The following is a 25,633-nucleotide window of genomic DNA, read 5'->3' as shown; positions in this document are numbered from 1 at the left end:
CGTTATGCGCCCTACGGGATGGAATGGCTTTTCGTCGGATGGGTTGAGCCTGCGAAGCTCATCCGACGGGCTCAGTCGTCGCCGCGCCCGCTGAACAGGCGATTGATGGCGTCCATGGAGTAACCGCGGTAGGCGAGAAATCGCCCTTGCTGGGCGCGCTCGCGGGCATCCTGGGGTAGGCGGGGGAACTTGCGGCGCCACACGTCGTGCAGTTGCGCACGCCAGTCGACGTCGGCTTCACCCAGGGCCTTCTCGATCTCGCCGCGCGGCAGGCCGCGCTGGCTCAGCTCCTCGCGGATTCGCAGAGGGCCGTAACCGCTACGTGCCTTGCTGGCGATGTAGGCTTCCAGGTAACGGGACTCGTTGAGCAACCCCTCCTCGGCCAGGCGGTCGAGGGCGGGGTCGATCAGCTCCACAGGCGCGCCGCGCTGGCGCAGCTTGCGGACGAGTTCAGCGCGGCCGTGCTCGCGTCGCGCCAGGAGGTCCATGGCGGCCCGTCTTACCGCGACGGGTGTATCGAGCACGGTCGGCATCGGCGGGATCAGTAGTCGAGGTCGGCTGCTTCAGCGGCTTCGGCAGCCTCGGCGGCGGCCAGTTCGGCCTTGGTCGGCGCCGGCTGGTTCTTCAGCAACTGCTCGCGGATGGCCTTGTCCAGTACCGCGCAGACTTCCGCGTTCTCTTCCAGGTACTTGGCGGCGTTGGCCTTGCCCTGGCCGATCTTGCTGCCCTGGTAGCTGTACCAGGCACCGGACTTCTCAACCAGGCCCAGCTGCACGCCCAGGTCGATGATCTCGCCGGTACGGTAGATGCCCTTGCCGTAGAGGATCTGGAACTCGGCCTGACGGAACGGCGGCGCGACTTTGTTCTTCACGACCTTGACGCGGGTTTCGCTACCGACCACCTCGTCGCCTTCCTTCACCGCGCCGGTACGGCGGATGTCCAGGCGCACCGAAGCGTAGAACTTCAGGGCGTTACCGCCGGTGGTGGTTTCCGGGTTGCCGAACATCACGCCGATCTTCATGCGGATCTGGTTGATGAAGATGACCAGGCAGTTGGCGTTCTTGATGTTGCCGGTGATCTTGCGCAGCGCCTGGGACATCAGGCGGGCCTGCAGGCCGACGTGGGCATCGCCCATCTCGCCTTCGATCTCGGCCTTGGGCACCAGGGCCGCCACGGAGTCGACGATGATCACGTCGACCGCGTTGGAGCGCACCAGCATGTCGGTGATTTCCAGGGCCTGTTCACCGGTGTCCGGCTGCGAGACCAGCAGGTCGTCGACGTTGACGCCCAGCTTGCCGGCGTAGTCCGGGTCCAGCGCGTGCTCGGCGTCGACGAAGGCGCAGGTGGCGCCCTGGCGCTGGGCTTCGGCGATGACCGACAAGGTCAGGGTGGTCTTGCCCGAGGATTCCGGGCCGTAGATCTCGACGATCCGGCCTTTCGGCAGGCCGCCGATGCCCAGGGCGATGTCCAGGCCCAGGGAGCCGGTGGAGATGGCCGGAATGGCCTGGCGCTCGTGGTCGCCCATGCGCATGACCGCGCCTTTGCCGAATTGGCGTTCGATCTGTCCCAGGGCCGCGGCCAGGGCGCGCTTCTTGTTGTCGTCCATTGAAGTCCTCGCGAAGTCAGGCGGCCGGGATGGGCCACGAACAACTGTATAAGTAGCCAGTATTATTCCACAGGGCAAGGCCGCTCGCCTACCCCTGTGGTGGATTTTCCCCGACGGCCAGTCGCAACACCCCGTCCAGAGCGGTCGCCACCGCCTGGCGGCGCACCGCGAGGCGGTCGCCGGGGAACTGGAAGCGCACCGGGAAGCGTTTGTCGCCGTCGGCCCAGCACAACCAGACGGTTCCTACCGGTTTCTCCGGCGTCCCACCATCCGGCCCCGCCACGCCGCTGACCGCCACGGCGAAGCGTGCGCCGCTGCGCGCCTGGGCGCCAGAAGCCATGGCCTCGACCACCTCGCGGCTGACCGCGCCAACGCGAGGGAAAAGTTCGTCAGAAACGCCGAGCTGGGCACTCTTCTGCGCATTCGAATAGGTGACGTAGCCGGCGTCGAACCACGCCGAGCTGCCGGGAATCCGGGTGATCGCCTCGGCGATGCCGCCGCCGGTGCAGGACTCGGCGGTGCTGACCCGCGCCGCCAGGCCCGACAGCGCCCGCCCCAGGCGCGCGGCCAGCTCGGTGATCCCCTCGTCGTCGATGTGCATGCTCTACTCCGATGCTGAAGCCCTGAGGCCGGATACCGTACACTAGGCGCTTTTGCATATAGAAGACGGACCGCCCAAAGTCATGAGCCAGAGCGACCTCTCCGCCCACACCCCGATGATGCAGCAGTAGCGGAAGAAGCAAGCTCCAGGCCGCACAGGGCCTGACTAATAGTCAGGCCCTGTCCAAAACAAAATCGCGAGATAGCTTGTCGGAAGTCCAGATAAATCAAGGACTGATGGTCGAGTTTTAGACACCGCCCCACCCATTTCTGGGCGGCCTACAGCCTACTGACAGGCCTGCACCGCGGCGCGTAGTTGCACCTCGTAGCCGAGGTGCTGTTGCCGCTCGGCCAGCAGCGCCCGAACCTTCATCTGCAAGCTGTCTCCCTTCTTCAGCATCGCAGTGGCCCACGAAGGCTCGGCAACCGCCGGGGCCCGACACGGCACCGCCACTGGCACCTCTACGCGCACAGTGCGCGGCTCAGGCTCGGCCTGGCCCGCGCACCCCGCCAGCGCGACCAGCATCCCTACCACCTGCACCACCTGCACCACCTGCGCTTTTCGGCTGCACCTGCCGAAAATCGCTGCACCTGCAGCTTCTCGCCACAGCTTCATAGCCCCAACTCCTTGTCGATCACAGCCTCTGCCGCTGCGCACTGGTCACCGTCGGCGTGCTCCTGCTGCAACCGCTGGGCGGCGGCGAAGTGCTCGCCGGCCTGCTGCTGGGCGTCGATCACAGCTTGGGCGGCCTTCGCCTGGCGCTGCTCCGCCTGATCGGCAAGGCCGGCGATGGCCGCGTTCTGCTGGCCCACCAGCGCCTCCAGGTTGCCCTGGGCGTCGCGGCAGGAGGTCAGGCCTTCGGTGGCCTGGTCGAGCTGTGGCCGGTAGTGCCCAGCCGTGAGCCACGCACCCATCCCGGCGCCGGTGGCCACCAGCAGCAGCGCAGCCAGCACCAGGGCCAGCGGTTTCGCCAGTAGCTCACTCATGCTGCAGCCCCCACGGCGCGCAGGTAGTTCGCCGGCCACTCAGCCGGGCGAGGCTTGCCGGGCCGCCAGACGCGCGCGTAGAGCGCCCAGGCGCCGGCGGTGTCGCCCAGCGCGGGGAGCGGCTGCGGATCGGTCCACAGCAGCAGGCGGGCCATGGCAGCCGCCAGCACGTCATCGTGCTCGATCGCCTCCCACACGGCCTGCTCCGTCGGCTCGACGCCGTGGTCTGCGCAGATGACGGCGGCGAGGCTCTTCGACGCCCGGTGCGTCAGCACGCCATGCACGCCGCCGCCGCGCTCCATCTGCCAGAAGCTCCTCGCCGGCCCGTTGCCGAGCTGCCGGCGGTGCTGGAAGCCGGACTCCTGCAGCCCGATGGCCAGCATCATGGCGATAGCTTGGGGGCTATTCAGTCGGGCAGGCATCATCGCCAGCGCCGGCTCAATGGCCGAGCGCCGGATATCGATCAGTTCCATGTGGTCTCCAGAAACAAAAAACCCGCTCAGGGCGGGCTATTGGCGTGGGTATTGCGGGTCAGGAAGCGGCTTTCAACGCCTCGATCTCAGCGCGAGCATCGTCCAACTCGCGGCGCATTTTGTGCAGCATTGCGACGATATCGGGGATCATCTTCGAGTCGTCACGCCCCTGGTAGACGGGGACCTCTTCGGTGAAGACCCACTCGGCGCCCTCGGGATAGGTCGACATGTCAGCCGGCTCGTCGACGCCCTCGGCGACAAGCGAGTAGTCCGGCAGCCGAACGTTGCCGATTCGGCGCGTCTCGTCCTTCTTTCCGCTCGCCGTACTCGGGTCGACAGCCTGGTTCTCGTGCGCGATGAACCCCTTGCCGTAGGAGTCATCAAAATTCCACAGCCACCACACAGGGCGAAACGCCATGATCCGCGCCTCGGCCTCGTCTTCGTCGAGATCGGTGACGCTGTGCTTGAGCCGGTAGTCGGAGGACGTGTTGTAGGCCGTGGTAGTGGTGGTCATCGAAATGCTGCCCACCCCATTCACGCTGCCGGCCGACGGGGTGTAGTAGAACTGCATGATCGTGCCGGCCGCGCTCTTGCTCAGATACCAGCTCGGGTTCGAGCTGTTGAAATGGTTCCTCAGGCCGATCGTTGGGTTGTATGTAATGCCGTTCGCGGCGGCGGAAATAACATCGGCAACTGTCGCACCAAGGTAGACGTAGCCATCGCTGCCAATACGCATACGCTCGGCACCGCCGTTATAGAACGTCAGGGGCACGTAACTGGCAGACCCGAATACCGAGGATGCCACTCTGCACTCGGTCGAAATTCCAGCGATGGTTAGTCCGACGGCATTTGTCGGGTCAGCAGAGGAAAAAGCAGTGAACGCTGACGAAATCCCGCTGCCGCTCGGCACCGCGCCTACCGTCGTACTGCTGTTCGATGCCGTGGTCTGGAACATCATCCGACTGGCCAGCGTGGCGTTGCTGAAGTCAGCGTAGAAGCGCCGACCAGCACCGGTCAGCTGCAAGCTGCCAGGCAAGGCCATGGTTTCGTCAGCCTGGTATTCGGCCACGGCGGTGACAGCCGATCCGGTGTACTGCATGCGAAGCGGGATGTTGGTGTTAGCCATTCAAAGTCACCGGGAGCAGGGCCGACGAGCCGTCGGACAACAGCAGGGGAAGCGACGAGCCGCCCGCCAGGGCGAGCGCGACCAGCGCGCCACCGTTGAGCAGCACCGGCAGCGATGCCGGGTGGTTCATCGGGTAGGCCACGATCTGGCCGGTCGAGTTGGTCACGTACTGGTCGAAGCCAGTGCCGACGCGCACCAGGTAGATGCTGTTGGCCTCCAGCGTGGACGGCAGGGTGGCGACGACCTTGTGGTGCAGGACCTTCGCCATGGAGTCACCAGTTCAGCGTTGCCCAGCTGCTGCTCACCGGCTGGCCGTTGTAGGTCAGCCCATCCGCGCCGGTGCCGAGAAGGTCCAGCGTCGCTTTGTTCGTGTGCGTATGCGCCAGGCTGACGGCGTTGTCGATCTGGCTCGGGGTGCTGGTCGGTCGGCCATCGATCGCCGACCAGGTCAGTTGGACGTCCATCGATTCATACTCGGCGACCTTGAGCCAGGTGCTGGTCGCCGGGTTCCAGGCGTACAGGGCCGCTCCGGACGAGACAGACGGGTCGTCGGTTGCGTCCTGCACCAGCACGAAGACGGCCTCTTCCGGCTCCAGCGCGTCACGCGCGGCGATGTCCGCAACGAACAGCACCGGCGCGCCACTGCTGGGCAAGCTGGCCAGGGCGGCGGCGATCAGCGCGTTGATCATCGCAGTATTGCCGAGCGCCTTGGCGACACCGGCCTGGTTGGTCACGTAGCTCTCGGCGTAATCGCCGTTCTCAACGTAGTAGAAGGCGTTGGCCTGCAGCGATCCCGGGAGCGTGCTGACCTTGTAGAACTGAACCTGGGCCATAGGGCCTCCTCATCACCATTCGTTGATTTGCCATTCGCTGAGGCCTGAGCCTGGCGCGCCTGGCGGCCCCTGCTCGCCAACCGTGACCACCAGCAGCTCTGGCCCAGGGTCAACGGTGACCGCGTATTCATTGATGTGCTCGAGCACCACAGGCGCGCCGTCGGCATCAACCGCGACAGCCCAGGGCTCGATCTGCTCTGCGTCGCTCATGCCGCCCTCGCTACTGCTCGACGGCGACCGCGCCGCGGAAGAAGCGCGAGACGGTGCCGTCCGGGAAAGTGACGTCCAAGTGATACCAGCCGGCCGACCAGGTGATTGCAGCAGTGTCGACGGCCGGCATTTCAACGACCAGCGTCCCGGGCGCGCCGGCGGTGATGCCGGACCCAGAGGCCAGGACCAGCAGTTCGGCACCGCCCTCCTCGCTCTCGCGCACCACCAGGCGCGCCGTGGCGCCGGTCAGGTCGACCGCTGGCTGGTAGATCAGCTGTCCGCCAGCCGGCTTCTGGCCCACGCCGCTGAGCGCATTGATCTCCAGGGTGTCGTCGTCGATGACTTCGATACGGTGCGGGCTCTGTCGGCCAGGGGCGCGGTTGAGATCCGAGAACCCAGTGACGCCCGCGGCCCAGGCCAACCAATCACCCTCCAGGCCATGACCCGGCACCGACAGCCTGAGCGGCGCCGTCGGCTCCACGGCGCTGATGTCGCGATACTCCCGCCGCGGCTGCATGAATCGCCGCGTGTCGCGGTAGGTGGCACCCCGGACGAGGCGCATGGGGATACAGGCCGGCTGCATTGTGTGCTCCAGAAATAGGAAGCCCGCTCGAGGCGGGCTTCAGGTCTGTCGAGGTCATTTACTCTGGCGCCGGCACGGCCTGGCCGAGGATGGAATACAGCCGCACCCGCGCGGGCGTCGAGCCATCCGTCTTGGTCAGAGACAGGTCAGCCCCGAACTCCGTTGCGCCGTCATCCATCTCGGCCAGGGGCACCGTCAGCACGGTACTGCCGGCGACGCTGAAGACCATGTTGGCCCCATCAATCACCATCGACAGTTCCTTCGCCGATCCGGTCGCTGCGGCGCCGGTATCCACCAACTGCTCGTCGCCGTTGTTGTCGTCGTAGGAAACCGACCAGTTGGAACCGTAGTCGGCGCCATAGACGAAGCCGGCCGAGTACGGCGGCAGGTTGAGGTACACCTCCATGTTGTAGGAGTCAGTGCCGTTGCTCGCGGCAGGAAGCCACAGCTGGACGCTGAGCTGCCCAGAGTCAGCTCGCAGGCTTCCGGAAGGCAAAGCCGTGCGCGCCTGTGCCTGCCCGTCGGCGGCCGACCCAGTGGTCAGCCAGAACTCTCGGGAGTCTGCGTTGCCGTCTGCCACGCACCCGGCACCGCTCGAGGCGGAGACCTGAAGGCAGCCAAAGGAGGCCCAGGAGATGACGGTGTCATCGAGCCACGGGGCGGGCCGCAGAATGTCAGAATCATTCACCTGGACGAGGCCGCCGATGTCATCGGCATAGAACAGGAAGGGCTGATTCCAGATGCCGAGGGCGCCACTCTGGATGCGAGCGACGAAGTTGTTCGGCGTCAGGAATGCGCCGCCCCCACCCGACGGTGGGTCCGCCCAGACGCGCGCCCCACCGGACGCCGGCGTAAGCATCTGCCCCGGGGTGCCGCCAGCCGGAATCAGTTGGGCTGCCGCCGGCAGCTGGGCCGCCCTGGCGAGCAGCTTCCAGTCTTCGGCGGAAGCAGTTCCGGATGCCAGGTACTGATCGCCGTTCGCCGTGTTGGTGTAGTGCGCCCCGATGCTGGGCGGCGCCTCCGTCGGGGCGCCCGATCCCCCAGTTACGTGCTCAACAGTCATGCCGTTGCTCCCATGGTCAGTATTTCGCCAGCCTGGTTCGCCAGAACCTCGCCCGCGTGGTTGGTCAATGCGTTGTCCGGCACGCCGCCACCTTCCAGTTGGCTGACGCGGTCCGACAGTTCCTGCATCTGCTCCTGAAGACTGGCGTAGCCCTGGAGGATCGCCGCCATGCTGCCAGCCGTGAGCCTCGCGCTCACCGTTGAACCGGCCGGCCAACTCAGCGCCTCGGTGCCCTCCTGCTCACGCTGCACCGTGACGCTCCCGCCACTGACGTCCGTGGCCCTGACGATCTCCCAGGCCACCTCCACGCCATTGCTGTCCATCCTGGAAAGCGTCAGCTGATAGAAGTCGCCGCCGCCCAGGCCGATGAGCCTGGCCGCCTGCGAGGCGTCGACCTGCAGGACGCCACCGCCCGCGGCCAAGGGCGCCCCCAGCTCCGTCGAGAAGTTGTTGATGAATCGCTGCATTGAGCGCTCCTATATCCAGCAGAACGCAGCGGAATCGCTGTCGCTGGCTGTCGTGTAGATTTCGTGCGTAACAGGGTGGTACGTGGCGCGGCGCGCCCCTGTGGCGTCCTGACTATCAGGATTCGCCCAGAGCCCCCGGGGGCCAATCAGGTGACCGACTCGCCAGCGCTGCGGAAGCGTCCCGGCCGTCGCCCGCTCCCGCACACCGAACAGGCTGTGGCTGTACCGCTGCAGGGCCATCTCGGCGCCGGAGTAGTCGTTCGTGCTCGTGTTCCCGTAGGAGAGGCTCACGCCGTAGCCGCTGAGAACGGGCGTTGGCGACCCTGTCATACCAGACCAGACCACAGGCCCGTTGTAGGGGATGGACCAGTTCGGGCCGTTGGAGAACGTTCGAATAGGCCAGGTCGCCCCTGCAGACTGCTGGGTGTCGGTAAAGTCGTACTGCCAGTCCTGGACATAGCCGCCGCCCACGACGTCACCCGACGGGAGCCGCTCAACGCTCGGCGTCTGCGTGTAGCTTGGGTTGTAACGGAAGGTCTCGTGAAGCGCGCGGGTCATCCTGAATCCGTCGCGCACGACTTCCACGCCATCCCGCAGCAGCGCAACCTCGCCATACAGAACTTCGCTTGATGCGCGGCTGTACTCGCCGACAATCGTGTTTGTCACGTTTGCTTGCACGAAGTCGACGCTGTCAGCCATCCAGCCACTGATTGCGCCACTGATTGCGCCAGTGAAGGCCGGGTAGTTGTAATCGACGCGCCAGTTAGCCTCGTATGCCAGTTCCACAAGGGTGTCGGTCTCATCGAACACGAGCGCCATGATCCGGTTCTTCAGCTTCTCGCCAATCCAGCCGGTTCCGGCATAGGGAAGTCTGGAGGGCAACTCGGTTCCGATCACATCGACCGCATTGCAGATGTAGTCCTTGCCCGCCACGCCATTGATTGTTCGCGGCGTGCTCGTCGTCTCGAATGCGATCGATTGCTGAAACCCTTTGGGCGAAGAGCGTTGCACCTCCATCGTCCCGAGGCACTCCAGACGGGTCTTCAGCACTGTAAGCGAAAGCTCGAAATCCGGGCCGGAGCCCGACAGTTCGAGCAGCAGGAAACCGGCCGGCGCGGTGTTGATGCGCAGCGTCGCAGGGACCGCGGGCGACTGAACGCCGCGCAGCTCCATGATCATCCGGCGACCGTCAGAGCTGACGCTGCACACCCACAACTCCAGGACCCCGTCGCGGGTTCCCGGCGGCGCCGCTCCGCTGGACTGGCCAATGTCGGCAAGCGTCACCGACTTGGTGAACGGGGTTACGGGCGACTGGTCGAGATAGCCGAAGGGGCGCACAGACACATCCATCGCCAGCGGCGCGCCGACGTCGACGGTGCTGCCGAACGGGCCAGGGTCGGCGCGGACCAGCCAGCGAGCGCCAAGCTCGTCGATGCACACCCACCCACGCAACGGCTTTCCGACCAGGGTCAGCACGCTCTCAGACAGCAAGGCGTAGTTCTGCCAGGTTCTCCCATGCAGCGCCTCTGCCGCCGCATCCTCAGGCGTGATGTCGACTGCCGGCACGCCAGGCACGCGCAGCAGGTGGACGTCGAAGGGCTCCCGCCCACTCTCTCCAGTGCTCCAGCTCCAAACGTAGGGCATCGGGAAATCCAGCGAGCCGACGCGCAGCTTGTTCTCTCCGTAGAACGGATTGAGCGCCAGGCCGTGGGCCGTGATGCCGAAGCGATCGATCTCGTCGCCGATGGTGAAGTTGCTCTCGATCATGGGCTGCTCACGGGTTCGGCGAACTGCTGGATCACCTCGGCGTTGTTCGCGTCGAGTTGGCGGATGGCCCGAATCGGCTTGATCTTGAAGCTGAACAGGCCGTCGGTGCTGGTGATGACCTTGTCTGGCCAGTAAGTCCGCTCGAGGTAGCTCGCCTCGGTCAGCGGGCTGGCGATTCCGCCACCGGTGCCGGTTGCCGCCGGAGCCGTGAAGGAGCCGGTGCCGGTCGTTGCAGGCCGGCTCCCCCTCTCTTCCAGGGCCGCCAGCGACCGGGCCTTCCGCTCGGCATCAGTCAGGCGGTTGAGGTCGGATTTCAACTGCGAGGTGTTGGCCATCGTTACAGCTCCAGCATGTCGTCAGGCACGGCCACGCGGTAGGTGGTCTCACGCTCTCCGGTGAACTCGTCGCGGTGCTCGGCCGGAACCTCGGGCGCCGTGACCTGGTAGCGCCGAGGGAATGCGTCCGGCGGCGATCCCGGGTCAGGGTTGTCGTAGTTGCCCGAGAATCCGTCGATGGTTTCGTCGTAGGTCATCAGGCCCCGCCCCCTGATCTGGTTGGGGAGCTGGACTAGCTGCGGCACGTCGCCGGTCGGCTGGGTGTTCGGCGGCGCGGGCAACTCGAACGGGTCGCTCACCGCTCCACCACCGCGGCTGATGGCCAGGGTCAACGTGCTGAGCGCGGTCTGCTGGTCGATGCTGAACTCGTCGATGATCGAGAACACCTTCCCCTGGGCCCGGCAGCGGTCCTCCAGGCGCAGGCTATGCACCAGGTCGATGCCGAGGGCCATGGAAGTCGGCACCTGCCAGGAAACCCGGTTCGCCCTGTGCGCCGACAGGATGCTGGTGGCGGCGGTGGCCAGTTGGCACCGCACGCTGGCGGCCAGGCGCTCGGCCTCGCGCAGATCAACCACCCAGTCCTCGAGGGCGTCCTGCGCCGCATCGGCGTCGGGTGCAGTGAACTCGGCCGACTCCCAGTCATCTGCGCGATCCAGGTCGCTCTCCAGCGATGCGCCGTCACGCCGCAGAACCTCGCCGGCGGCGGCGACGCTCTCCGGCGCCTCGACCGTAAGGGTGTAGGTCTCGGTGACCGGCTGCACCCAGCGCATCCCGCCGACCACGTTGGCCGCCAGCAACAGGTTGTCGTAGTTGTTGATCCAGGCCTGCGGCGGTGTGCAGTACACGCCGGTGGGCGGCAGCAGGAGCATCTCGGCCCCGGCTAGTAGCTTGTAGCCGGCGCTGTTCAGCGCTTCCTCGACCATGTCGGTAGTCGGCACCTCGCTGGACTCATGGCGCCACAGGCAGAAGCTGTTGTCAGTGGACCAGCCCTGGATTTCCGGGTGCTCCCAGTTGAACGCCTGGTGCCGCTCGCGCAGGCGGCTGAAGCGGTAGCTGATCGACAGCTCAACGCGGTTGACCCGCTCGCTCAGCTTGGCCATCTCCACGGACAGCGACTGATCAACGGTGGAGCCGGCTCCGAACACCTTGATCGGCGTCTGGGCAGCCCAGCCGGTGACCCGCAGGGTTCCATCAACCGCGCGATCGAGGCTGCCTGGCACCGTACCCATGCGCTCTTGGGCGTAGTCCCAGCGGCTGCGCCCGTCGACCGGCTCGAACACGTCTTCCGTCCAGAGCCCGCCCGCAAGCTGGTCGATATCGGCGACATCCATGCCCTCAATCAGGTCCTGAAGGCGGTCGGTGGCCTCGCAGGCCACGATGCGATTGCGCGGGTCGTAGGTCGGCTGCTCCAGCCAACCGGAGAAGCGCAGCTCCTCAACCCAAGCGCCGCCCACCAGGTGCTGGAAGTAGATTTCCACGGCTCGGCCGGTCCAGCTGATCACGTCCACGCCGGCGGCGGGCAGGAACAGAGAGAACTCTGCGATGGCTGCCGCGCCCTCCTCGCGCTCGATGCGAACCGAGCCAGTGAGCTGGGCGGTCACATTGTCTACACCGAGCCGGACGCGGCAGGCCCACGCCAGGCTGACCGGCGGCACAACCGGAACCGGCGTCGAGCCGGACCGCCACAGCGCGTTCAGTGCGGCGCCGTTGAGTGGCAGGCCGTTCAGCATCTACAGCTCCTCGCAGGCGATCTGCCATCCATGGGGGGTGGCGTTATTCGACGGGTCCATGTCGCCCTGTGGCCGCTTGGCCGAGACCATGAAGACCGGCATCCAGCAGACCTGGTACGCCGTGGCGCCGGAGACCGGCGCAACCTCCGCATTCACGCCCGCCAGCGCCAGGTCGGCTTCAACCCATTGCCCGCCGACCAGCGCGAACGCCCAGGGCGCGAAGTCGGGACGCGGCGCGCCGGCCAGCACGAAGCTGGTGCCAGTGCTGACGATGGACAGATGCTTGGTGCAGCGCAGCTCCAGCGGCTGGGTGTAATCGAGGCCGTCCAGGCCCGGCGGCATGTAGCCGCTTCCGCTCAGGGCGATCGCCGCACGCTGCCAGTGAGTCATGGGCACGCCGACGCCACCGCTCAGCCGGATGATCTCCGGGCCGCCCAGAGGGGTGATCGACTGCGACACCGTGCCGGCGTGCGGCACGATAGGCACCCCGCCCAGCATGACCATGGGTAGAGACATTCAGCTGCTCCAGAAAAGAGAAGGCCCCGCTGAGCGGGGCCTGGTTTAGTTTTTGGACCCGCTTCGGCGGTGGCCCTTCTTCAAGGACTCCCGGTGCAAGGCGGTGAACTGGTCGGCCTGGGCCTGCATGCTGTAGGACCGGCCGTCCAACTGCAGCACCACGGTTCCCATGCTCTCCGAGCCCCCGCCGCCGGCCAGCGCCGGCGACAGCTGCGGGATGCTCGGCACCATGCGCGGCGAGACCAGCCCGCCGGTGGCGTACCCGCGCCAGCCGCCGGCCATCTGGCCGCGCAGCGCGCGCATGGTGTTCTGGAAGCCGTACATCCGAATGCGCTCCAGGAACCCCAGCGCCCCGGGCTCGCGGACCACCTCCTGGGGCTGCACGTGCTCGTCGGCATGGACCACGCCGGCCGGCTGGTACTTCCCCCCCGGCCCAGTCCAGCCGCCTTCCGCAAAGCCGGAGACCGGCACAGCGGTATCGGTCGAGATAGTTCCTGGCGCGCCATCAGTGGGAGCCTGAACAGGCGTGCCGCTTGGTCCTACGATCGTGGTCGGGATTACCATCACTTTCGCAAGCTCTGCAGCAAGCGCCTTGACTCGTGCTGTGACCGCCGCGACGGTGTCGTCGCCGATCTGGAAATCGATCGAAACGACCTTCACCGCCTCCAACTGCTCCTGCAGGCTCTGGATGCTTTGCTGAATTTGATTCACCGCATCCGCGGCGCGGACCTTGTCCAGCTCCTGGGCCCCCGTCGCGATATCCAGCAACTCCTGTTTGAAGCCGCGCAAGCCGTAGTCGTTGCCGCCGGCCTGCTCAATCTGCTGGATGACGTCGAGCGCCTTCTGCGCTTGCTTGACTGCGTCGACCGTGTTCCCACTGTTCAGCGCCTGCCGGGCATTCACCTTGTAGGCGTTGGCCGTTCCATAGTCGGCGCCGGCGCCCACCACGCCCGGCTGTTTGACAGCGTCCTTGAACGGCTGCAGCACGTCGGTGGTACGCGAGTTGACCTGTTCAGCAACCTGCTGTGCATCCTTCAGCGCCTGAGTTTGCTGCGCCAGCTGCGCTTTCAAGTCGGCCGTCGCTTGAGCTCTAGCAGCCTTCAGCTTGTCCTGGCGCGACTTCTCGCCGGCAAGTTCTAGCCGCTGACGCTCCTGCTGCCGCTTGAGGTAGTCATCCCACGTGCTGCCGGTCTCTGCAACGTACTTCTTCAGCAGCGCCAGCTCGTCGACCTGCACGCCGGCGGCTTCCTGTGCCGCTGCTTCCTCGCGAGCAAGGCGCCGCGCCGACGCATCGCTCTGCGCCCTGTCCAGGACATCCATCTGGAGGTTGTAGGTCTTGCGATCCGCGATCGCTTTGTCGCTCGCCGCCTTGGTTGACGATGCGGCCGACTGGGCGGCCTTGGCCTGCTCCCCGAAGCTGTCGGCCATCGCCAGCGTCCGTTCGTCGTAGGTCCGTTCCAGCGCCTTGCTAGACTCCTCCTGGCTTTGAACCTGGGCAGCCTGCGCTTCTTGTACCCTGGCCAGCTGCGTTTGGTAGACCTTCAGCTGGGCTTCCAACTGCGCTCGATCCCCCGTACCCAGCGACAGGCGACTGCCGATGCTCACGCTGCCCTGCTGCCGGATTTCCTCCAGCGCAGCCTGAACCGCGGCGATCCGGTCCTGCGCGAACTTCGCTTGGTCGGCCAGCGCGTTGGTGTCAAACACCTCGCCGATGCCCTTGAACCCCTTACTGTCGAACGCCTTCAGATAGTCGGAGACCTTCTTCAGCGGCGAAGCCAGCCCAGTGAGTTGGTCAGAGAGGCGAGCCGTGAAGTGGGTGATCTGGTCAATCGCACCGACAGTTTCGGTGGCTTGGTTCTTCAGGCCCGTCAGGCTACCATCCACCGTCTTGGGCAGTCGGGCGGCCTCCTCGCGAAGCTGTGGCAGCGCCTTCAGCAAGCCGTTGACGACCACTGTTGTGGTGAGCTGCCCCGCATCCGCCATCCCCTTCAGCGCGCTGCGAGACACGCCCAAGCCATCCGCGAGGGCACGCATGAGGCGCGGCGACTGCTCGGCGACCGAGTTGAACTCGTCCCCCCGCAGCGCGCCGGCGCCCAGCGCCTGAGCGAACTGGATGATCGAATTTTCGCTCTCTTCGGCCGTCGCCCCACTAATTTTCATCGAGGCAGTAACCGCCTCAGAAACGCCGAGCAGCTCAGCCTGGCTCTTGTTCGCATCCCGCATCGCGGGAGACAGGCGAGAATAGAGCGTGTACAGGCCATTCAAGGGCGCCTGATAGTCGTCAGCTTGCTGGCTCAGCGCCCGCTGCGCAGCGTTGAACTCCTCCTGCCCTTCGGTCGCCAGGCGAAGCTGCCCGTTCATCTTGCGCAGGCCGTCGGCGGAGCGCACGTAGGCCCCAACCAGCTCGGTCACCGAGTAGCCGACCACCGCTGCGGTACCCAGCTTCCCCAGGAACCCAATCGAGCCACCTCCCTGCTCAGCAACGGACAGGTCCTTGATCGCCGCGCGCGTTTCACCAAGTTGACGCTGCAGCTGCGCTTGCGCCGCTACCTGCTCCTGCGCGGAGCGGAAGCCAGCCTTGGCTAGACGGTCGTAGTCCTCTGGAAGGCTCTTCAGCTGCGCCTGAAGCTGGCGAAGCCGATCAATACCGAGATTACCCATGGCCTGATTGAGGCCAAGAGAGGGGTCGGCGGCCGGTGCTGCAACCGGAGCAGCTGCCACGGCGCGCAGATCACGCAATTTCGCCAGCGACGCGCTGACGCTATCTCGGTAGTTTGCCTGCGCGATCGCTAGATCACGGGACGATAGAACCCCGGAATCCCTGAGCAGGCCGTACTGGCCCCGCAGGTTGATCAGCTCTCGCTGTTGCTCCTTGATGGCGGTGATGCCAAAGGCGTCACGAGCATTGGAAATCTTGGCGAAGCTTGCCGCCAGGTCGTCCTGAATGCTGGTAGCTGTTTTGCTCTGAGGTGCCGCGGTTGCGGTACGCAACTGCCGCAGCTTGGCCAGCGTCGCATCGACGCTCTTCCTGTACGTGGCCTGCGCCTCGGATAACTCCTTGGCCGAGAGGTCGCCAGACTGGGATAGCAATTGATACTGCTGCCGAAGGGCAACTAGCGATCTTTGCGTTGCTTCAATCTGGCCAACGCCCAGCGCCGACCGCGCGCCAGAAACCTGCGAGGTTCGCAGCGCTGCAGCGTCCTGGTCTCCGGCACCAGCCTTTTCAACAGAAAGCGCTGCGCGTAGTTGGCGGAGCTTGCCAAGGGTGACATCAACGCTCCTGCGATAGGTTGCCTGCGCCTCAGCCAGCTCCTTGCTGGACAGGTTTCCATCCTTGCTCAGCAGCTGATACTGCTGGCGAAGCTGTACCAGCGACTGCTGGGCCGACTGGATGTTCCCAACCCCCAGGGCGCCGCGCGCCTGGTTAAGCGCGGCATCAGCCGCGCCGGAGGCGACTCGCTGGTTCAGCTCGCCGCGAAGGCGCTGCTGCTCTGCAGCCAGGTTACGAGTGTCAATCCCCGCCCCTTGGAGCTCGGCCCGCATCGACGCCAGCCTCACACGCTGCTGAACCTCCGCCCGCTCCATTTTCTGGAGTTCAGCAGTGGCAGCCCGATAGCTGGTCTGAAGGTCCTTGCTGGGGGATGCAGTCCGCGCCAACTCATCGCCGAGTTCACGCACGCGATCCCTGGCCCGCTCCGCAGCGCGCTGTCCCTTGTCCAACTCATCTTCCAGGGTTCGGAAGGAGTTGACCTGACGCAGCGGCTTTTCGACCTCCTTGACGAGCTTCTGCCACTCGCTCCGGAACGACCCGACATTTCGGGTAGCACCATCAACATCGGCACCAAGGCGAACTTCAATATCGGTCATGGGATCAACCCTTCAGGGCGCGCAGAAACAGGCGCCACGGGTAAGAGAGCACGCTGGCGTGCCCAAGGCGCACTAGCGCACAGATGGTGTCGTCGAGACTTATCAAGGCCTCGCCAGCACTTTGCTGAGCCGCGCCGTCATTTCGAAAAAATGGCGGTTCACCCCTCTGCAGGCCTCAATGACCGCCTGCACCTGGCTGGGCAACAAGCTCTCAAGCTGATTGCTGGTCAGGTTGGTCAAGAGGGGAATGTCGGCCAGTCGCAGATCAGGGAAAAGCGAATCCCCAATTACGTCAGGGATATCGCCAGAGGATTCCTGGTCGAGCAGTTGCCGCACCTCGGCAACCGTTAATTCCTTGACGACGACATCCAGATCGCCGACTTTGATTAGCTTTCGCCCAGCTACTTCGGACATGTTTCCTCCAAGCACGGATCGCCGCCGAAGCGGAACGGGTAAAGGTTATTCGGGCTCTTCGACGCGAAGCCCGGGACGTATCGCGCCAATCATGTGCAACGAAGAAGGGAATCTCCATGCGACAGCTTTCCGCCCTACTGCTGCTCCTGCCGTGCCTGGCCTTCGCCGATATCTACCGATGCCCCGGCGCGAACGGAAAGCTCTCGTACTCCGACCGGCCCTGCGCTGGAGCGATGGAGTCGGCAGAGCAGAAGATCGAGGTCACGCCGCAGAACATCACCGACCCGCTGGCGTCGAAGAAGCAGATTGCCGAGCAGGAAAAGCGCGCCAAGCAACTGCGGGCCTCCTCGGCCATGTCAGCACCAACAGGCGTCCAGTACTGCCGCAGCTACAGCAGCACCTCCCTTCGCACCCTGGTGGTCTCGAACACAGTTCAGCCGGGCATGCCGCGCGACGCTGCAATCTCTGCATGGGGGGCACCAACCGCGATCAATGGCGGGAGGCCTGAACAGCTCGTGTATCGCTGGGCGAGCTCGACTTCCTACATCTACATCGTCGACGGCTGCGTCTGGCGGGTGGATGGCGGCTACGCACGGTAGCCGCCAGGCCGTCACGCGGCAGCCTTCTCCTTCTTGATGCGGCAGTACTTCGACTTGCCGGCGCCGACCTTGGTCGGGTCCATCAGCACCTTGGCGGTCGCCTGCGACTGCAGGAAGTCGTCGGTGTTGATCCAGTCCTGCTGGTTCGCAGGGTTCAGGCGGGCGCGCCAGTAGCGGCACTCGATGCGCTTCTGGGTGCCGGCGGCGTTCTCGCCCTCGAAGAGGAACTCGAACACCTTGCCGCTGTTGGTCAGGGCCTCGATCACGTCCACCGCGGCGCTCTCGTAGGTCACCTTGACCGGGGTGCTCGCGCTGATGGCGCCGCCTTCCAGGAACTCAATGCCGGAGCCGGTCATCTGGTAGTCGGTGCCCTCCTCGTAGGTGGTGGTGCCCGCGTCGTTGGTTACCTCGGTGATCTCCAGCGGCATCTGGGCCAGCGGCACGGTGCCACCGGGAACAGCCGTGACAGCCTCATCTACGATGGAGTCCGACGGCGCGCTGCTGGACTCACCCCAAACCAGGGCGGCCAGCACCCAGGTGTAGAGCTCGCGGAAGTTGATCGACAGGCTCATGCCGGTGATGCGCGCCACCGCGTCGTACTCGCCACCCTGAGGGGTAGTGGTGTCGTTCAGGGTGATGTCGTTGGTCTCGATGGTCTGCTGGATGGTGGAGACCAGTCCGACCTTCAAGAAGGGGGCGCTGGAGCCAGCCAGGCGAGCCTTCAGCCAGCCGCCGATGATGAACGTCTCTTTCTCTTGCATGGGGGGTTCCTCCGGCCGCGCAGGCCGCTGGCGGGCGTCTAGCCCTTCTGGATGACGGTTTTCAGGTAGATGGGGATGACCACGGTGGCGCAGCGCATCCCCTCGCCCGGCGGGAAGCACTGGGCTGCGCCGTATGTGGCTGCGGTGACACCACGCGGCAGCCAGGCCGGCAACTGGTTCAGCTCAGGCATCAAGCAGCGCAGCAGGTCCTCCTGCAGATCCTCCAGCGCGTCCTCGTAGCTGTCGAAGCCAACGTCGACGGCGCCGATCACGTGGAAGCCTGGGTGAACGACCATGGCTCCAGGGCCAGGCTTCGGCTCCAAGTCGCGGTTCTTCTGCACGACAATCAGCGGAAAACCCTTGGTCTCCGGCCTGATCAGGTCGTTGAACCAGCCAGACAGCACCCGGGTTCCGGCGTCCGTGCGGTAGCCGGCAGACGGAGCGATCTTGCCCAGCTGCCGAATCAGGGCCTTGCGACCCTCAGTGAGGAGGTTCGGGCTCATAGTTTGGTTGTCGCTGCAGTGATGGCATGGCCGTCGTCGGCGAGGAGGCTTTCCACCAGAAGCCGCTCGCAACCAATAACGAAGACATCGCCGCGCTCGGCTGTGGCCAGATCCTCCGCAAGCCAGGTGATTCCAACCTGCCCGCTGATGATTCGGCCATCGGCGCCTTCGTATGCCAGGTTGCGGTCAACCTGCAGCTTGAGTCCCTCAACTGGCACTCCGGACTGCGGGTGGAAGTCGCCCATCGAGTCGGCGAGACGACGATGGGCTACCCGGTGAAGGCGCCCGATCGCCGAAGCGAACGGGGCAGCACTCATTGCTGAACCAGCAGCGCCGAGGCGTAGCCGGACGCAGTGGGCTCGGTGATGTAGCCGAACGGCACCGAGTCATCGGTGGCGGCGGCCACCAGACCGCCATCGAGGACGCTGCACTTCGCGCCCAGGGCCAGGCCGGCAGCAGCCGGCAGGCTCCAGACGCCGCCAGGCTTGCCGGCGAACGGCTCGCCCACAGCGGCATCCACCAGTGGCATCACCACCAGGTCGCCGATCACCGCCGGAACGCCGGACTGAACGCCGCCCGCCGGGGCGATGAGGGTCAGGACGTCGCCGTCCTCGACATAGTTCTTGGCCATATTGGTTCTCCAGATGGCTGAAATGAAAAAGCCCCGCAGGTGCGGGGCTTGGGGAGGTGCTGCGGGTTAGGCGGCGCCGTTGGCTTTCTGCAGGCCGCGGAAGTCCAGCGGCGCCACACCGGCGTCGATGCGCACCTTGCTGGCCACGCCGTCGACGGTGAAGCCTTCCTGCTGCTCCAGGTACGGGGTATCGACGCCGTCCAGGTAGGCCACCTCGATGGTGTCGGAACCCTTCTTGGCGGCCATGTACCAGGCGGTCGCCGAGGCATCGTCCAGGCGCGGCTCACCGATCACCTGCGCGAAGCCGCGGATCGGGTTGACGATGCCGCTATTGACGTCGGCGCCCGGCACGGACTCGGAGTTGATGATCTGGTTGGCCTTGTCCTCCAGCGCCACCGGAGTCAGCACGAAGGCAGGGCGGATGTTGAGGGTGCGGCCCTTGCCCTTCTCAACCTGGGCTTTCTGGGTGGCCATCTGGGTCTTGGCCTTGCTCAGGCTGTCGATGGACATCGCCGAGGTCGCGCCGGTGAGCAGGTTGCTGTGGTCGGCGTGGAACAGGGCCTTGCCGTCGCTCATCGCCGGGTTACCGGTCAGCACCGCGTAGACCAGGTCGCCGATGGTGGCCTTGGCCGCCTGGCCCAGCTTGAACGGAATGTCCGAGAGCATCTGCAGGTCGTCGTTGATGATCGCCTGCCGGGTGATGCTGAACAGCTCGCCGTAGGTGGCCAGGATGATCTGCTCGCCGCGCTCGCCGAGGGTGACGTACTTGTACTCGGCGCCCTCGCGCACCTGGCGCAGCGAGGAGAACTCGCCCAGGCCGACACGGCGCGCCGGCTTGAAGTCGGTGAGGATGCCGGGCTTGGTCCACAGCGGGAAGGTCTCTTCAGCCTCTTCCCAGCCCGCCAGCACCGACTTGTTGGCGACGTCCAGGAGGATCAGGCCGAAGTCGCTGGAGCTGTGGGTGAAGGCCAGGCCGACCATCTGCGGCGCGTTGAGCGAGGCCACACCGATCCCGCGATCGACCAGCGAGGCGCGGGCCAGCTCGCGGAGCGTCATGCCGTTGTAGGCGTTGTCGGCCTGGCGCTCGCCGCGGCCGATGCGGGCCAGCACGCTCGCACGCACCGAGTCGCCCACCAGGTTGCCGTTGCCGGCATGGATGTGGGCTCCTGCGCCCTGGGCATTGGTCGGCTTGGTGCCAGCGCCGATGGCGGCCAGCAGCTTCTCGCGGGCCTGGTCGACGGTAACGTTCATGTCGCCCAGGCAGGTGGCGAGCAGCTCGGCATGGCCGGCGGCGAAACCGCCGAAGGCCGAGGTGATCGCGGTACGGCGGCCGGCTTCCTCAGCCAGGACCTGGGCACGAATTTCAGTCGCAGTAGGGGAGGTGGCCGCCGCGACAACGGGATCAGCCTGGACGGCCGCCACAGCCGGTGCGGCGGCGGCAGTCGCGGCACCAGAGGCGCGCGGGGCCAGCAGAGTTTTCAGAGCTTCGGGCATGTGGGCAAACTCCTGCATGCGTTTGGAGGAAAGGTGAGCGGCCGCCTGCAGCGGCTCGGTGAGCTGGTCGGCGAAGCCGGCAGCGACGGCCTCTCGGCCATTCATCCAGGTCTCCTCCTTGAGGAGCGCCTTGATGTCGTCGGGGGACTTCCCGGTCTTGTTGGCGTAGGCCATGACCAGGGTGTCCTCGACCTTGTCGAGCAGTTCGGCGTAGCGGCGCATGTCGTCCGCATCGCCGCCCTGGATGCCCCAGGGCTTGTGCACCATCATCATGGCGTTCTCGGGCATGTAGATGGTGTCGCCGGCCATGGCGATTACCGAGGCCATCGAGGCCGCCAGGCCGTCGATGTACACGTCGACGCTGGCCGGGTGGTTGCGCAGCAGGTTGTAGATCGCCGTCCCCTCGAAGACGTCGCCGCCCGGGGAATGGATGTGCAGGTTGATCTTGGCCAGATCGCCCATGGCCTTGAGGTCTCGGGCGAACTGCTGCGCGGTGATGCCCCAGGCGCCGATCTCGTCGTACAGCAGCACTTCGGCGACGCCGCGGCCGGCGGCCTTGATGCTGTACCAGGACTCATGCGGGGCGCTGGCCTCGGTCAGCGCCGCCGCCATCGCCATCGGCAACATCAGGCTTTTATGGATCAGGGTTTGATGGCTGCCCATCGGCGCCTCCGTTGTTGCTCTCGTTGGGGAAGTCCGGCCCAGGCACGGGTAGGCCGGCGCCGTATTTGTTGACGAGCTCGCGAGCCTCGTCGGCGGTGAGCATCGTCCCGACGCCCAGGTACACCTTCTGCACCGCCTCCACCGGGTCCATCCCGGACTTGACCAGTTGGTGGTAGGCGTCCGAACTGAAGACCAGGCCGGCGGCCCGGTTCGCCTTGATCTCCGCCTCGCGCGACTTCTTCAGCTCGCGCGGATCTCGACCGCGGGCGCGGGCCACTTCCGCCTCGTCGGCGAATCCGGCCTTGACCAGCAGCTCCCAGGCGTTGGCCTCCTTCATCGGATCGATCCACGGCATGACCGGGCCCTGATAGACCGCCGCGTAGAGGGTGCGGGGATCAACGTCGGCGGGCAGGCGCTCCTTCCGAGCCAACAGGTACATCTGCAGCCAGGCCCGATAGACCGGCCGGCACCAGTAGTCGATGAACTCGTGCTGCAGCAGGTCGTAGCCCAACCAACCCTCGACCAGCTCCTGGCGCTGCGCCGAGTAGGTGCCGTCGTAGGCCCTGGCCACCGAGGAGTAGGTGCTGCGAGTGCCGGCGCCGATCATCCGCAGCTGGCCGTTGCGGAAGCCCTCCAGGAAGGGGTTCGGCCGGTTGCTTTCGATCATCCCGACGTCTTCGCCGGGCTCCAGGTCGTCGAAGACCATGCCGGGGGCGATGGGGATCGTTCGGTTCTTCCGGTCCTTGCCGGGCTCCAGCGCGTAGATATCGGGGCTGCCCTTCTTGATGTACATCGCCAGGGCTGCGCTGATGCGCGCCGCCACCCGCTCGCTCTCCTCGTAGTCCTTCAGGTCGGCAAGGCGGATCAGCACCGCGTGCAACATCGGCACGCCGCGGTTCTGGCCGATCCGCTTGCGGTAGGCGATGTGGATGATCCGTTCCGCCTCGACGCGCTTCACCGCCAGGCTGCCGCCCAGCGTCTGCAGGTTGCCGGGGTGATCCTTCAGCAGGTGATAGGCCCGCTTCCGGCGCCAGGTGTCGCGCTCGATGCCCTGGACAATGCCCTTCGACAGGTCGTTGTAGGTGAAGGGCAGGTAGTCTGGCTCCAGCAGCTCCAGGGCGAAGGGCACCGAGGTGGCGAACGTGTAGTTCGGAACCCGGCCCATCAGCTTCTGCGCCAGGCCCTCGCCATCGCGCAGCCAGGTGCGGCACATCAGGCGTTCCACCTGGGGCCGCGTCAGTTCGCCGGAGGTCTCCGGCGACAGCGACCACTCGGCCCAGGCGCTGCGGATCTCCATGGCCAACTCGGCGTGCACCGAGCCATCCAGGCGCAGCGGCAGCGGCTCCACGCCGATGCCACTGCCGCCCACCACTCTCTCCTCGAGGCGGTCGAGCAGGCCGGTGACCAGGTCGTGGTCTTCGTCCAGCTTCCGGCACTGCTCCCGCATGGAGACCGCAGACTTCTGCAGCGAGGTGTCGGCGCCCAGCGGTTGCCGCTTGGCCTTGTGGGTGCGCCCAGGCCTCGCAGCCTCGTAGGCCAGGATCGCCTCGCGGGCTGCCAGGCGCCGAGCCACCAGGCCGGGGGCCCAGGGTTTCAGCAGTCGATCGATCAGATTCATCAGCTGAACTCCGCCAGGGCCGGGCCGGAGCGGCGGCCGGCGGCGCGGTCCTGTTCTGCCGCTGCACGGCGCTCCCATTCCCGGCGGCCGGCGCGGATCTTCTCGATGTCCTCCATCGTGTGGGTGCGTCCGTTGAAGATCACCGTCCGCCCTTCCAGCACCGCGGCCTCGGCCTCCAGGTACTTGTCGAGCATCTGCTGCGCTGTCAGAGCCATGGTCCGCTTCCAGTGTTGAGCCAGCCCCCTGAGGTGCTGGCGTGGTTATCGTTCGAGGGTTGCTGCTGGGCGACCGGCTCCGGCACGGGCTCAACGCGCACGCGCTCCAGCTGGTCGAGGTCGAGGCCGAAGCGCTGCTGGCTGATGCGCAGCGCGGCAAGGGCGTACACGAAGCAGTCCAGAGCCTCGTTTCGGCGCCCACCGGAGTCCCAGCGCAGGACGCGGACGCCCTTCGCCATCACCGGCTTCTTCTTCTCGGCGGTGATCTGCTTCAGCTCGTCCTCGTCGCAGATGTCGCTGTCGATCGGGAAGTGCACACAGCCAGGCGTCGGCTGCCACGGGATCGGCACGTCGATGCGCAGGCGGCTGTAGATCAGCTCCTTCGCGTTGTCGGTGCCAAGTTCGGTCTTGTAGACCTTGCGCTTGCGGCGCTTCGGGAAGTTGGCGATGGGCTTGCCGTAGGTGCTGGCCCCGAAGGTCGGGATCACCCAGTGCACGCCATGCTTGGCGCTCTCGGCCTCCACCTCGTCGGCATAGTGGCCGCCGGCGTCCCAGCACCAGCGCATGACGCCCATCGGTACGCCGTCGGCGCGGGTGAACTGCCGGTGAATCTCCAGCCCGACCTTGCGCCGCAGCTCCTCGCTGCCGGGATCGCCGTAGAGCACGAAGCGATGCACCAGCCAGGCTTCCTCGCCCAGGCCGAAGGCCCAGACGCGGCCCTCGTAGCGGTCGTCCTGGGTGTCGATGCCGCCCATCAGAACCAGCGCCTGCGGCGGCACCTTCGGGTAGTTCTCGCGGCGGGCATAGAGCGCCTGCCACTCCACGCGCTCGCCCTGGTCCTCCTCCCACACCTCGCCGCGCGTGGTGTTGATGAAGGCGATCAGCTTTTCGCGGTCGCCCTTGACCTTGAGCCACTCATCAGCCAGCGATACCCAGTCTTTCCAGGTGCTGTAGATGGCCCAGCAGTAGAAGCTGACCGAGCGCGGCGTGCGGATCGGCTCGTTGTCCGGGCCAAACCAGTCCATGCTGTCGCGCGTCCAGATGCCGGTCTCCAAGCAGATCCAGCGACCATGCTCCTGAGCCGCCACCATGTCGCGATGGATAAAGCAGGCGTTGCAGTGCTCGCAGGAGTACCAAGCCTCCTCCGCCTCGCCCAGCGCGTTCTTCCGCCACTTCAGGCCGAATGCGCAATCCTTGCCGCCCCACTTCAGGGACTGCTCTTGATGGCAGTGCGGACAGGCGACGTGGAAGTGCAGCCGATGGGGCGACTCCTCGGCCGCCTTGGTGATCTGGCAGCTGCCGGCGGTCTTGGGCGTCGAGCCACGAATGGACTTCGGGTAGATCGCGCCATCCAGGCGCTTGTCGCCGAGGAATGTCGGCGAGCCCTCGCCCTCGACGTCGGCGTCGAACTTCGACAGCTCGTCGTAGATCACCTCGTCGGGCGACTTCTCGCGGTAGTTCCTGGCGGCCTTGCCGCCGAGAATCCAGAGGTTTCGGCGGTTCGAGAACACCTTGTTGTCCAGGGTGTTGTCGCTGTGCTTCTTGCCGTACCAGGGCGCGAGCTCCAGCATGACCTCTACGTCGCGCACCATCCCCATCACGTGCTTCTTGCTGATGGACTCGGCATCCGGGTCCGTCGGGCTCCACATCATGATGTTGCGGCGCTTGTGCTGGATCTTGTAGCCGATGTTGGCCATCAGCAGCTTGGTGTAACCGATCCGCGCCGACTTGACGAAATTGACCACCTTGATGAGGTCGTTGCCCATCGCGTTCAGGATCGCGACCTGGAAGGGGGCTGTCTTCCATTCGCCCTCGTTGTACGAGGACTCGGCCGACATGTAGAAGTGCTCGTCGGCCCATTGAACCGCCGTCATCGGCAGTTCTTTGAACATGGCCTGCAAGCCCAGCTTGACCGCATTGCGCAGGTCATTCATCCAGGGTTGCAAGGTACTCATCGAGATATCCCGGAAGGTCGTCGCCGAAGTCGGCCGAGAGGTTTCGCGCCAGGGCGATCTCCCGCTCGAAGGCTTCCAGGATTAAGGGGTCCATCTCTGGGTGGCGCTGGCTCACAGTCTTCCCGACTGTCTCCAGCTTCGAGCCTATCTTGGCGGCGATCTTGGCCAGCGCGAAGGTGGCAAAGGGGACAGGGACGAGGAGCTTGTCCTGTACCTGGTTTTTCAGCTTCTGGGCGTATGCCTGCTCCAAGGTCAACTCCAGCTTTGCCTGTAGCAGTTTTGCCTCTACGTAGGGATCGAGACCTTCCGGTAGCTCCCCCTCAGGTTGTTGTTTCCGAGCGGCGTGCTGGATGCGGTTTTCGACCACATCCGACACCGTGTAGAAGGCCTCTCGACCTATCCGCTCGATTGGCTGAACGCCCCATTTGTCAAAGGCTTGCGGAGAAATCCCGAGGCTCGCGGCCATCTCGGATTTGTTCAACCATCCGCGCTGCTTGGTTGTTTCGTTTTTGCTCATGACTAAACAACAACCAACCTCCGAAATTCGGTCATACATAGTTGGCGCGCGGGGCTCGAATTACCCTCTACCCACCCCTACCCCGGGAGGACCCAGAGAG

29 protein-coding genes are annotated in these 25,633 nt (G+C 65.6%); 2 read left to right on the top strand and 27 right to left on the bottom strand.

Annotation, left to right across the window (positions count from 1 at the left end; genetic code table 11):
- Positions 1 to 71: 71 nt before the first annotated feature.
- The 19 genes from recX to P3W75_RS05910 all read right to left on the bottom strand — a co-directional run bounded on the left by recX (position 72) and on the right by P3W75_RS05910 (position 16,577).
- The gene (recX, locus tag P3W75_RS06000; protein WP_276226447.1) at positions 72 to 533 is read right to left on the bottom strand and encodes a recombination regulator RecX; all 462 of its coding nucleotides are present in this window, start codon (positions 531 to 533) and stop codon (positions 72 to 74) included.
- Positions 534 to 541: 8 nt separating this feature from the next.
- Entirely contained in the window at positions 542 to 1,606 is a 1,065-nt protein-coding gene (gene recA / locus P3W75_RS05995; RefSeq protein ID WP_276226446.1) for a recombinase RecA, read from the bottom strand.
- An 88-nt stretch (positions 1,607 to 1,694) separates the two neighbouring features.
- Positions 1,695 to 2,207 (bottom strand): CinA family protein, encoded by a 513-nt coding sequence (locus P3W75_RS05990; protein WP_276226445.1) that lies wholly within the window; start codon positions 2,205 to 2,207, stop codon positions 1,695 to 1,697.
- Positions 2,208 to 2,492: 285 nt separating this feature from the next.
- Entirely contained in the window at positions 2,493 to 2,747 is a 255-nt protein-coding gene (locus tag P3W75_RS05985; RefSeq protein ID WP_276226449.1) for a hypothetical protein, read from the bottom strand.
- A 71-nt stretch (positions 2,748 to 2,818) separates the two neighbouring features.
- Positions 2,819 to 3,193: a hypothetical protein gene (locus tag P3W75_RS05980; RefSeq protein WP_276226444.1), complete on the bottom strand. Its 375-nt coding sequence runs from the start codon at positions 3,191 to 3,193 to the stop codon at positions 2,819 to 2,821.
- Complete coding sequence (locus P3W75_RS05975) at positions 3,190 to 3,666, bottom strand: hypothetical protein (protein ID WP_276226443.1); 477 nt, start codon at positions 3,664 to 3,666, stop codon at positions 3,190 to 3,192. Before P3W75_RS05975 ends, P3W75_RS05980 begins: the two co-directional genes overlap by 4 nt.
- Before the next feature lie 58 nt (positions 3,667 to 3,724).
- Positions 3,725 to 4,792, bottom strand: a complete 1,068-nt coding sequence (locus P3W75_RS05970; protein ID WP_276226442.1) for a tail fiber domain-containing protein — start codon at positions 4,790 to 4,792, stop codon at positions 3,725 to 3,727.
- The gene (locus P3W75_RS05965; protein WP_276226441.1) at positions 4,785 to 5,060 is read right to left on the bottom strand and encodes a hypothetical protein; all 276 of its coding nucleotides are present in this window, start codon (positions 5,058 to 5,060) and stop codon (positions 4,785 to 4,787) included. The genes P3W75_RS05970 and P3W75_RS05965 overlap by 8 nt, the downstream gene beginning before the upstream one ends.
- A 4-nt stretch (positions 5,061 to 5,064) precedes the next feature.
- Positions 5,065 to 5,625, bottom strand: a complete 561-nt coding sequence (locus P3W75_RS05960) for a hypothetical protein (RefSeq protein ID WP_276226440.1) — start codon at positions 5,623 to 5,625, stop codon at positions 5,065 to 5,067.
- A 12-nt stretch (positions 5,626 to 5,637) separates the two neighbouring features.
- Positions 5,638 to 5,835: a hypothetical protein gene (locus P3W75_RS05955; RefSeq protein ID WP_276226439.1), complete on the bottom strand. Its 198-nt coding sequence runs from the start codon at positions 5,833 to 5,835 to the stop codon at positions 5,638 to 5,640.
- 10 nt (positions 5,836 to 5,845) lie between these two features.
- Positions 5,846 to 6,418 carry a hypothetical protein gene (locus P3W75_RS05950; RefSeq protein ID WP_276226438.1) on the bottom strand — a complete coding sequence of 191 codons (573 nt, stop codon included), beginning with the start codon at positions 6,416 to 6,418 and terminating at the stop codon, positions 5,846 to 5,848.
- A 58-nt stretch (positions 6,419 to 6,476) separates the two neighbouring features.
- Positions 6,477 to 7,481, bottom strand: coding sequence for a hypothetical protein (locus P3W75_RS05945; protein WP_276226437.1), 1,005 nt, complete (start codon positions 7,479 to 7,481; stop codon positions 6,477 to 6,479).
- Positions 7,478 to 7,948, bottom strand: coding sequence for a hypothetical protein (locus P3W75_RS05940; protein ID WP_276226436.1), 471 nt, complete (start codon positions 7,946 to 7,948; stop codon positions 7,478 to 7,480). The genes P3W75_RS05945 and P3W75_RS05940 overlap by 4 nt, the downstream gene beginning before the upstream one ends.
- Before the next feature lie 9 nt (positions 7,949 to 7,957).
- Positions 7,958 to 9,715 carry a hypothetical protein gene (locus P3W75_RS05935; protein WP_276226435.1) on the bottom strand — a complete coding sequence of 586 codons (1,758 nt, stop codon included), beginning with the start codon at positions 9,713 to 9,715 and terminating at the stop codon, positions 7,958 to 7,960.
- Entirely contained in the window at positions 9,712 to 10,050 is a 339-nt protein-coding gene (locus tag P3W75_RS05930; protein ID WP_276226434.1) for a hypothetical protein, read from the bottom strand. The genes P3W75_RS05935 and P3W75_RS05930 overlap by 4 nt, the downstream gene beginning before the upstream one ends.
- 2 nt (positions 10,051 to 10,052) lie before the next feature.
- Positions 10,053 to 11,780 (bottom strand): hypothetical protein, encoded by a 1,728-nt coding sequence (locus P3W75_RS05925; RefSeq protein WP_276226433.1) that lies wholly within the window; start codon positions 11,778 to 11,780, stop codon positions 10,053 to 10,055.
- Positions 11,781 to 12,296, bottom strand: a complete 516-nt coding sequence (locus tag P3W75_RS05920) for a hypothetical protein (protein ID WP_276226432.1) — start codon at positions 12,294 to 12,296, stop codon at positions 11,781 to 11,783.
- A gap of 45 nt (positions 12,297 to 12,341) precedes the next feature.
- Positions 12,342 to 16,163 (bottom strand): tape measure protein, encoded by a 3,822-nt coding sequence (locus tag P3W75_RS05915; RefSeq protein WP_276226431.1) that lies wholly within the window; start codon positions 16,161 to 16,163, stop codon positions 12,342 to 12,344.
- 102 nt (positions 16,164 to 16,265) lie between these two features.
- Positions 16,266 to 16,577, bottom strand: a complete 312-nt coding sequence (locus tag P3W75_RS05910; RefSeq protein WP_276226430.1) for a hypothetical protein — start codon at positions 16,575 to 16,577, stop codon at positions 16,266 to 16,268.
- 116 nt (positions 16,578 to 16,693) lie between these two features.
- Between P3W75_RS05910 and P3W75_RS05905 the strand changes: the two genes are divergently transcribed.
- On the top strand, positions 16,694 to 17,176 hold the full coding sequence (locus P3W75_RS05905) for a DUF4124 domain-containing protein (RefSeq protein WP_276226429.1): 483 nt from the start codon (positions 16,694 to 16,696) through the stop codon (positions 17,174 to 17,176).
- A gap of 11 nt (positions 17,177 to 17,187) precedes the next feature.
- Here P3W75_RS05905 and P3W75_RS05900 read toward each other — a convergent pair whose 3' ends face one another.
- Together P3W75_RS05900 and P3W75_RS05895 are read right to left on the bottom strand one after the other, a co-directional pair.
- Positions 17,188 to 17,937 (bottom strand): hypothetical protein, encoded by a 750-nt coding sequence (locus tag P3W75_RS05900; RefSeq protein WP_276226428.1) that lies wholly within the window; start codon positions 17,935 to 17,937, stop codon positions 17,188 to 17,190.
- Between the two features lie 38 nt (positions 17,938 to 17,975).
- Positions 17,976 to 18,440, bottom strand: coding sequence for a hypothetical protein (locus P3W75_RS05895; protein WP_276226427.1), 465 nt, complete (start codon positions 18,438 to 18,440; stop codon positions 17,976 to 17,978).
- 26 nt (positions 18,441 to 18,466) lie between these two features.
- Here P3W75_RS05895 and P3W75_RS05890 point away from each other — a divergent pair, with 26 nt between their 5' ends.
- Positions 18,467 to 18,763, top strand: coding sequence for a hypothetical protein (locus P3W75_RS05890; RefSeq protein ID WP_276226426.1), 297 nt, complete (start codon positions 18,467 to 18,469; stop codon positions 18,761 to 18,763).
- On the opposite strand, the gene P3W75_RS05885 is transcribed toward P3W75_RS05890, so the two are convergent.
- The 6 genes from P3W75_RS05885 to P3W75_RS05860 form a co-directional block, all read right to left on the bottom strand.
- Positions 18,754 to 19,071, bottom strand: coding sequence for a DUF2190 family protein (locus P3W75_RS05885; RefSeq protein ID WP_276226425.1), 318 nt, complete (start codon positions 19,069 to 19,071; stop codon positions 18,754 to 18,756). The two genes, P3W75_RS05890 and P3W75_RS05885, sit on opposite strands and share 10 nt — an antisense overlap.
- A gap of 66 nt (positions 19,072 to 19,137) precedes the next feature.
- Entirely contained in the window at positions 19,138 to 21,228 is a 2,091-nt protein-coding gene (locus P3W75_RS05880) for a ClpP-like prohead protease/major capsid protein fusion protein (RefSeq protein WP_276226424.1), read from the bottom strand.
- Entirely contained in the window at positions 21,200 to 22,846 is a 1,647-nt protein-coding gene (locus P3W75_RS05875; RefSeq protein ID WP_276226423.1) for a phage portal protein, read from the bottom strand. The genes P3W75_RS05880 and P3W75_RS05875 overlap by 29 nt, the downstream gene beginning before the upstream one ends.
- Positions 22,846 to 23,061 (bottom strand): primosomal replication protein PriB/PriC domain protein, encoded by a 216-nt coding sequence (locus P3W75_RS05870; protein ID WP_276226422.1) that lies wholly within the window; start codon positions 23,059 to 23,061, stop codon positions 22,846 to 22,848. Before P3W75_RS05870 ends, P3W75_RS05875 begins: the two co-directional genes overlap by 1 nt.
- Positions 23,052 to 25,016, bottom strand: a complete 1,965-nt coding sequence (locus P3W75_RS05865) for a phage terminase large subunit family protein (protein ID WP_276226421.1) — start codon at positions 25,014 to 25,016, stop codon at positions 23,052 to 23,054. Before P3W75_RS05865 ends, P3W75_RS05870 begins: the two co-directional genes overlap by 10 nt.
- On the bottom strand, positions 24,988 to 25,533 hold the full coding sequence (locus P3W75_RS05860) for a terminase small subunit (RefSeq protein WP_058135959.1): 546 nt from the start codon (positions 25,531 to 25,533) through the stop codon (positions 24,988 to 24,990). The genes P3W75_RS05865 and P3W75_RS05860 overlap by 29 nt, the downstream gene beginning before the upstream one ends.
- Positions 25,534 to 25,633 lie beyond the last annotated feature (100 nt).

Origin of the sequence: Pseudomonas citronellolis (assembly GCF_029335315.1) — a bacterium.
Taxonomy (GTDB): domain Bacteria; phylum Pseudomonadota; class Gammaproteobacteria; order Pseudomonadales; family Pseudomonadaceae; genus Pseudomonas; species Pseudomonas citronellolis_A.
The sequence above is the reverse complement of the archived record's forward strand: the minus strand, read 5'-3'. Positions and strand labels throughout refer to the sequence as shown.

What these genes read in the sequence shown, in the direction of transcription:
- P3W75_RS05925 (WP_276226433.1), bottom strand. Translation starts at nt 11,780, where the DNA reads ATGCTGAACGGCCTGCCACTCAACGGCGCCGCACTGAACGCGCTGTGG.
- P3W75_RS05940 (WP_276226436.1), bottom strand. Translation starts at nt 7,948, where the DNA reads ATGCAGCGATTCATCAACAACTTCTCGACGGAGCTGGGGGCGCCCTTG.
- P3W75_RS05935 (WP_276226435.1), bottom strand. Translation starts at nt 9,715, where the DNA reads ATGATCGAGAGCAACTTCACCATCGGCGACGAGATCGATCGCTTCGGC.
- P3W75_RS05885 (WP_276226425.1), bottom strand. Translation starts at nt 19,071, where the DNA reads ATGGCCAAGAACTATGTCGAGGACGGCGACGTCCTGACCCTCATCGCC.
- P3W75_RS05860 (WP_058135959.1), bottom strand. Translation starts at nt 25,533, where the DNA reads ATGAGCAAAAACGAAACAACCAAGCAGCGCGGATGGTTGAACAAATCC.
- P3W75_RS05930 (WP_276226434.1), bottom strand. Translation starts at nt 10,050, where the DNA reads ATGGCCAACACCTCGCAGTTGAAATCCGACCTCAACCGCCTGACTGAT.
- P3W75_RS05945 (WP_276226437.1), bottom strand. Translation starts at nt 7,481, where the DNA reads ATGACTGTTGAGCACGTAACTGGGGGATCGGGCGCCCCGACGGAGGCG.
- P3W75_RS05990 (WP_276226445.1), bottom strand. Translation starts at nt 2,207, where the DNA reads ATGCACATCGACGACGAGGGGATCACCGAGCTGGCCGCGCGCCTGGGG.
- P3W75_RS05895 (WP_276226427.1), bottom strand. Translation starts at nt 18,440, where the DNA reads ATGAGCCCGAACCTCCTCACTGAGGGTCGCAAGGCCCTGATTCGGCAG.
- P3W75_RS05955 (WP_276226439.1), bottom strand. Translation starts at nt 5,835, where the DNA reads ATGAGCGACGCAGAGCAGATCGAGCCCTGGGCTGTCGCGGTTGATGCC.
- P3W75_RS05980 (WP_276226444.1), bottom strand. Translation starts at nt 3,193, where the DNA reads ATGAGTGAGCTACTGGCGAAACCGCTGGCCCTGGTGCTGGCTGCGCTG.
- P3W75_RS05875 (WP_276226423.1), bottom strand. Translation starts at nt 22,846, where the DNA reads ATGAATCTGATCGATCGACTGCTGAAACCCTGGGCCCCCGGCCTGGTG.
- P3W75_RS05950 (WP_276226438.1), bottom strand. Translation starts at nt 6,418, where the DNA reads ATGCAGCCGGCCTGTATCCCCATGCGCCTCGTCCGGGGTGCCACCTAC.
- P3W75_RS05965 (WP_276226441.1), bottom strand. Translation starts at nt 5,060, where the DNA reads ATGGCGAAGGTCCTGCACCACAAGGTCGTCGCCACCCTGCCGTCCACG.
- recX (WP_276226447.1), bottom strand. Translation starts at nt 533, where the DNA reads ATGCCGACCGTGCTCGATACACCCGTCGCGGTAAGACGGGCCGCCATG.
- P3W75_RS05915 (WP_276226431.1), bottom strand. Translation starts at nt 16,163, where the DNA reads ATGACCGATATTGAAGTTCGCCTTGGTGCCGATGTTGATGGTGCTACC.
- P3W75_RS05920 (WP_276226432.1), bottom strand. Translation starts at nt 12,296, where the DNA reads ATGTCTCTACCCATGGTCATGCTGGGCGGGGTGCCTATCGTGCCGCAC.
- P3W75_RS05960 (WP_276226440.1), bottom strand. Translation starts at nt 5,625, where the DNA reads ATGGCCCAGGTTCAGTTCTACAAGGTCAGCACGCTCCCGGGATCGCTG.
- P3W75_RS05865 (WP_276226421.1), bottom strand. Translation starts at nt 25,016, where the DNA reads ATGAGTACCTTGCAACCCTGGATGAATGACCTGCGCAATGCGGTCAAG.
- P3W75_RS05870 (WP_276226422.1), bottom strand. Translation starts at nt 23,061, where the DNA reads ATGGCTCTGACAGCGCAGCAGATGCTCGACAAGTACCTGGAGGCCGAG.
- P3W75_RS05900 (WP_276226428.1), bottom strand. Translation starts at nt 17,937, where the DNA reads ATGCAAGAGAAAGAGACGTTCATCATCGGCGGCTGGCTGAAGGCTCGC.
- P3W75_RS05970 (WP_276226442.1), bottom strand. Translation starts at nt 4,792, where the DNA reads ATGGCTAACACCAACATCCCGCTTCGCATGCAGTACACCGGATCGGCT.
- P3W75_RS05890 (WP_276226426.1), top strand. Translation starts at nt 18,467, where the DNA reads ATGGCCGTCGTCGGCGAGGAGGCTTTCCACCAGAAGCCGCTCGCAACC.
- P3W75_RS05910 (WP_276226430.1), bottom strand. Translation starts at nt 16,577, where the DNA reads ATGTCCGAAGTAGCTGGGCGAAAGCTAATCAAAGTCGGCGATCTGGAT.
- P3W75_RS05905 (WP_276226429.1), top strand. Translation starts at nt 16,694, where the DNA reads ATGCGACAGCTTTCCGCCCTACTGCTGCTCCTGCCGTGCCTGGCCTTC.
- P3W75_RS05880 (WP_276226424.1), bottom strand. Translation starts at nt 21,228, where the DNA reads ATGGGCAGCCATCAAACCCTGATCCATAAAAGCCTGATGTTGCCGATG.
- recA (WP_276226446.1), bottom strand. Translation starts at nt 1,606, where the DNA reads ATGGACGACAACAAGAAGCGCGCCCTGGCCGCGGCCCTGGGACAGATC.
- P3W75_RS05975 (WP_276226443.1), bottom strand. Translation starts at nt 3,666, where the DNA reads ATGGAACTGATCGATATCCGGCGCTCGGCCATTGAGCCGGCGCTGGCG.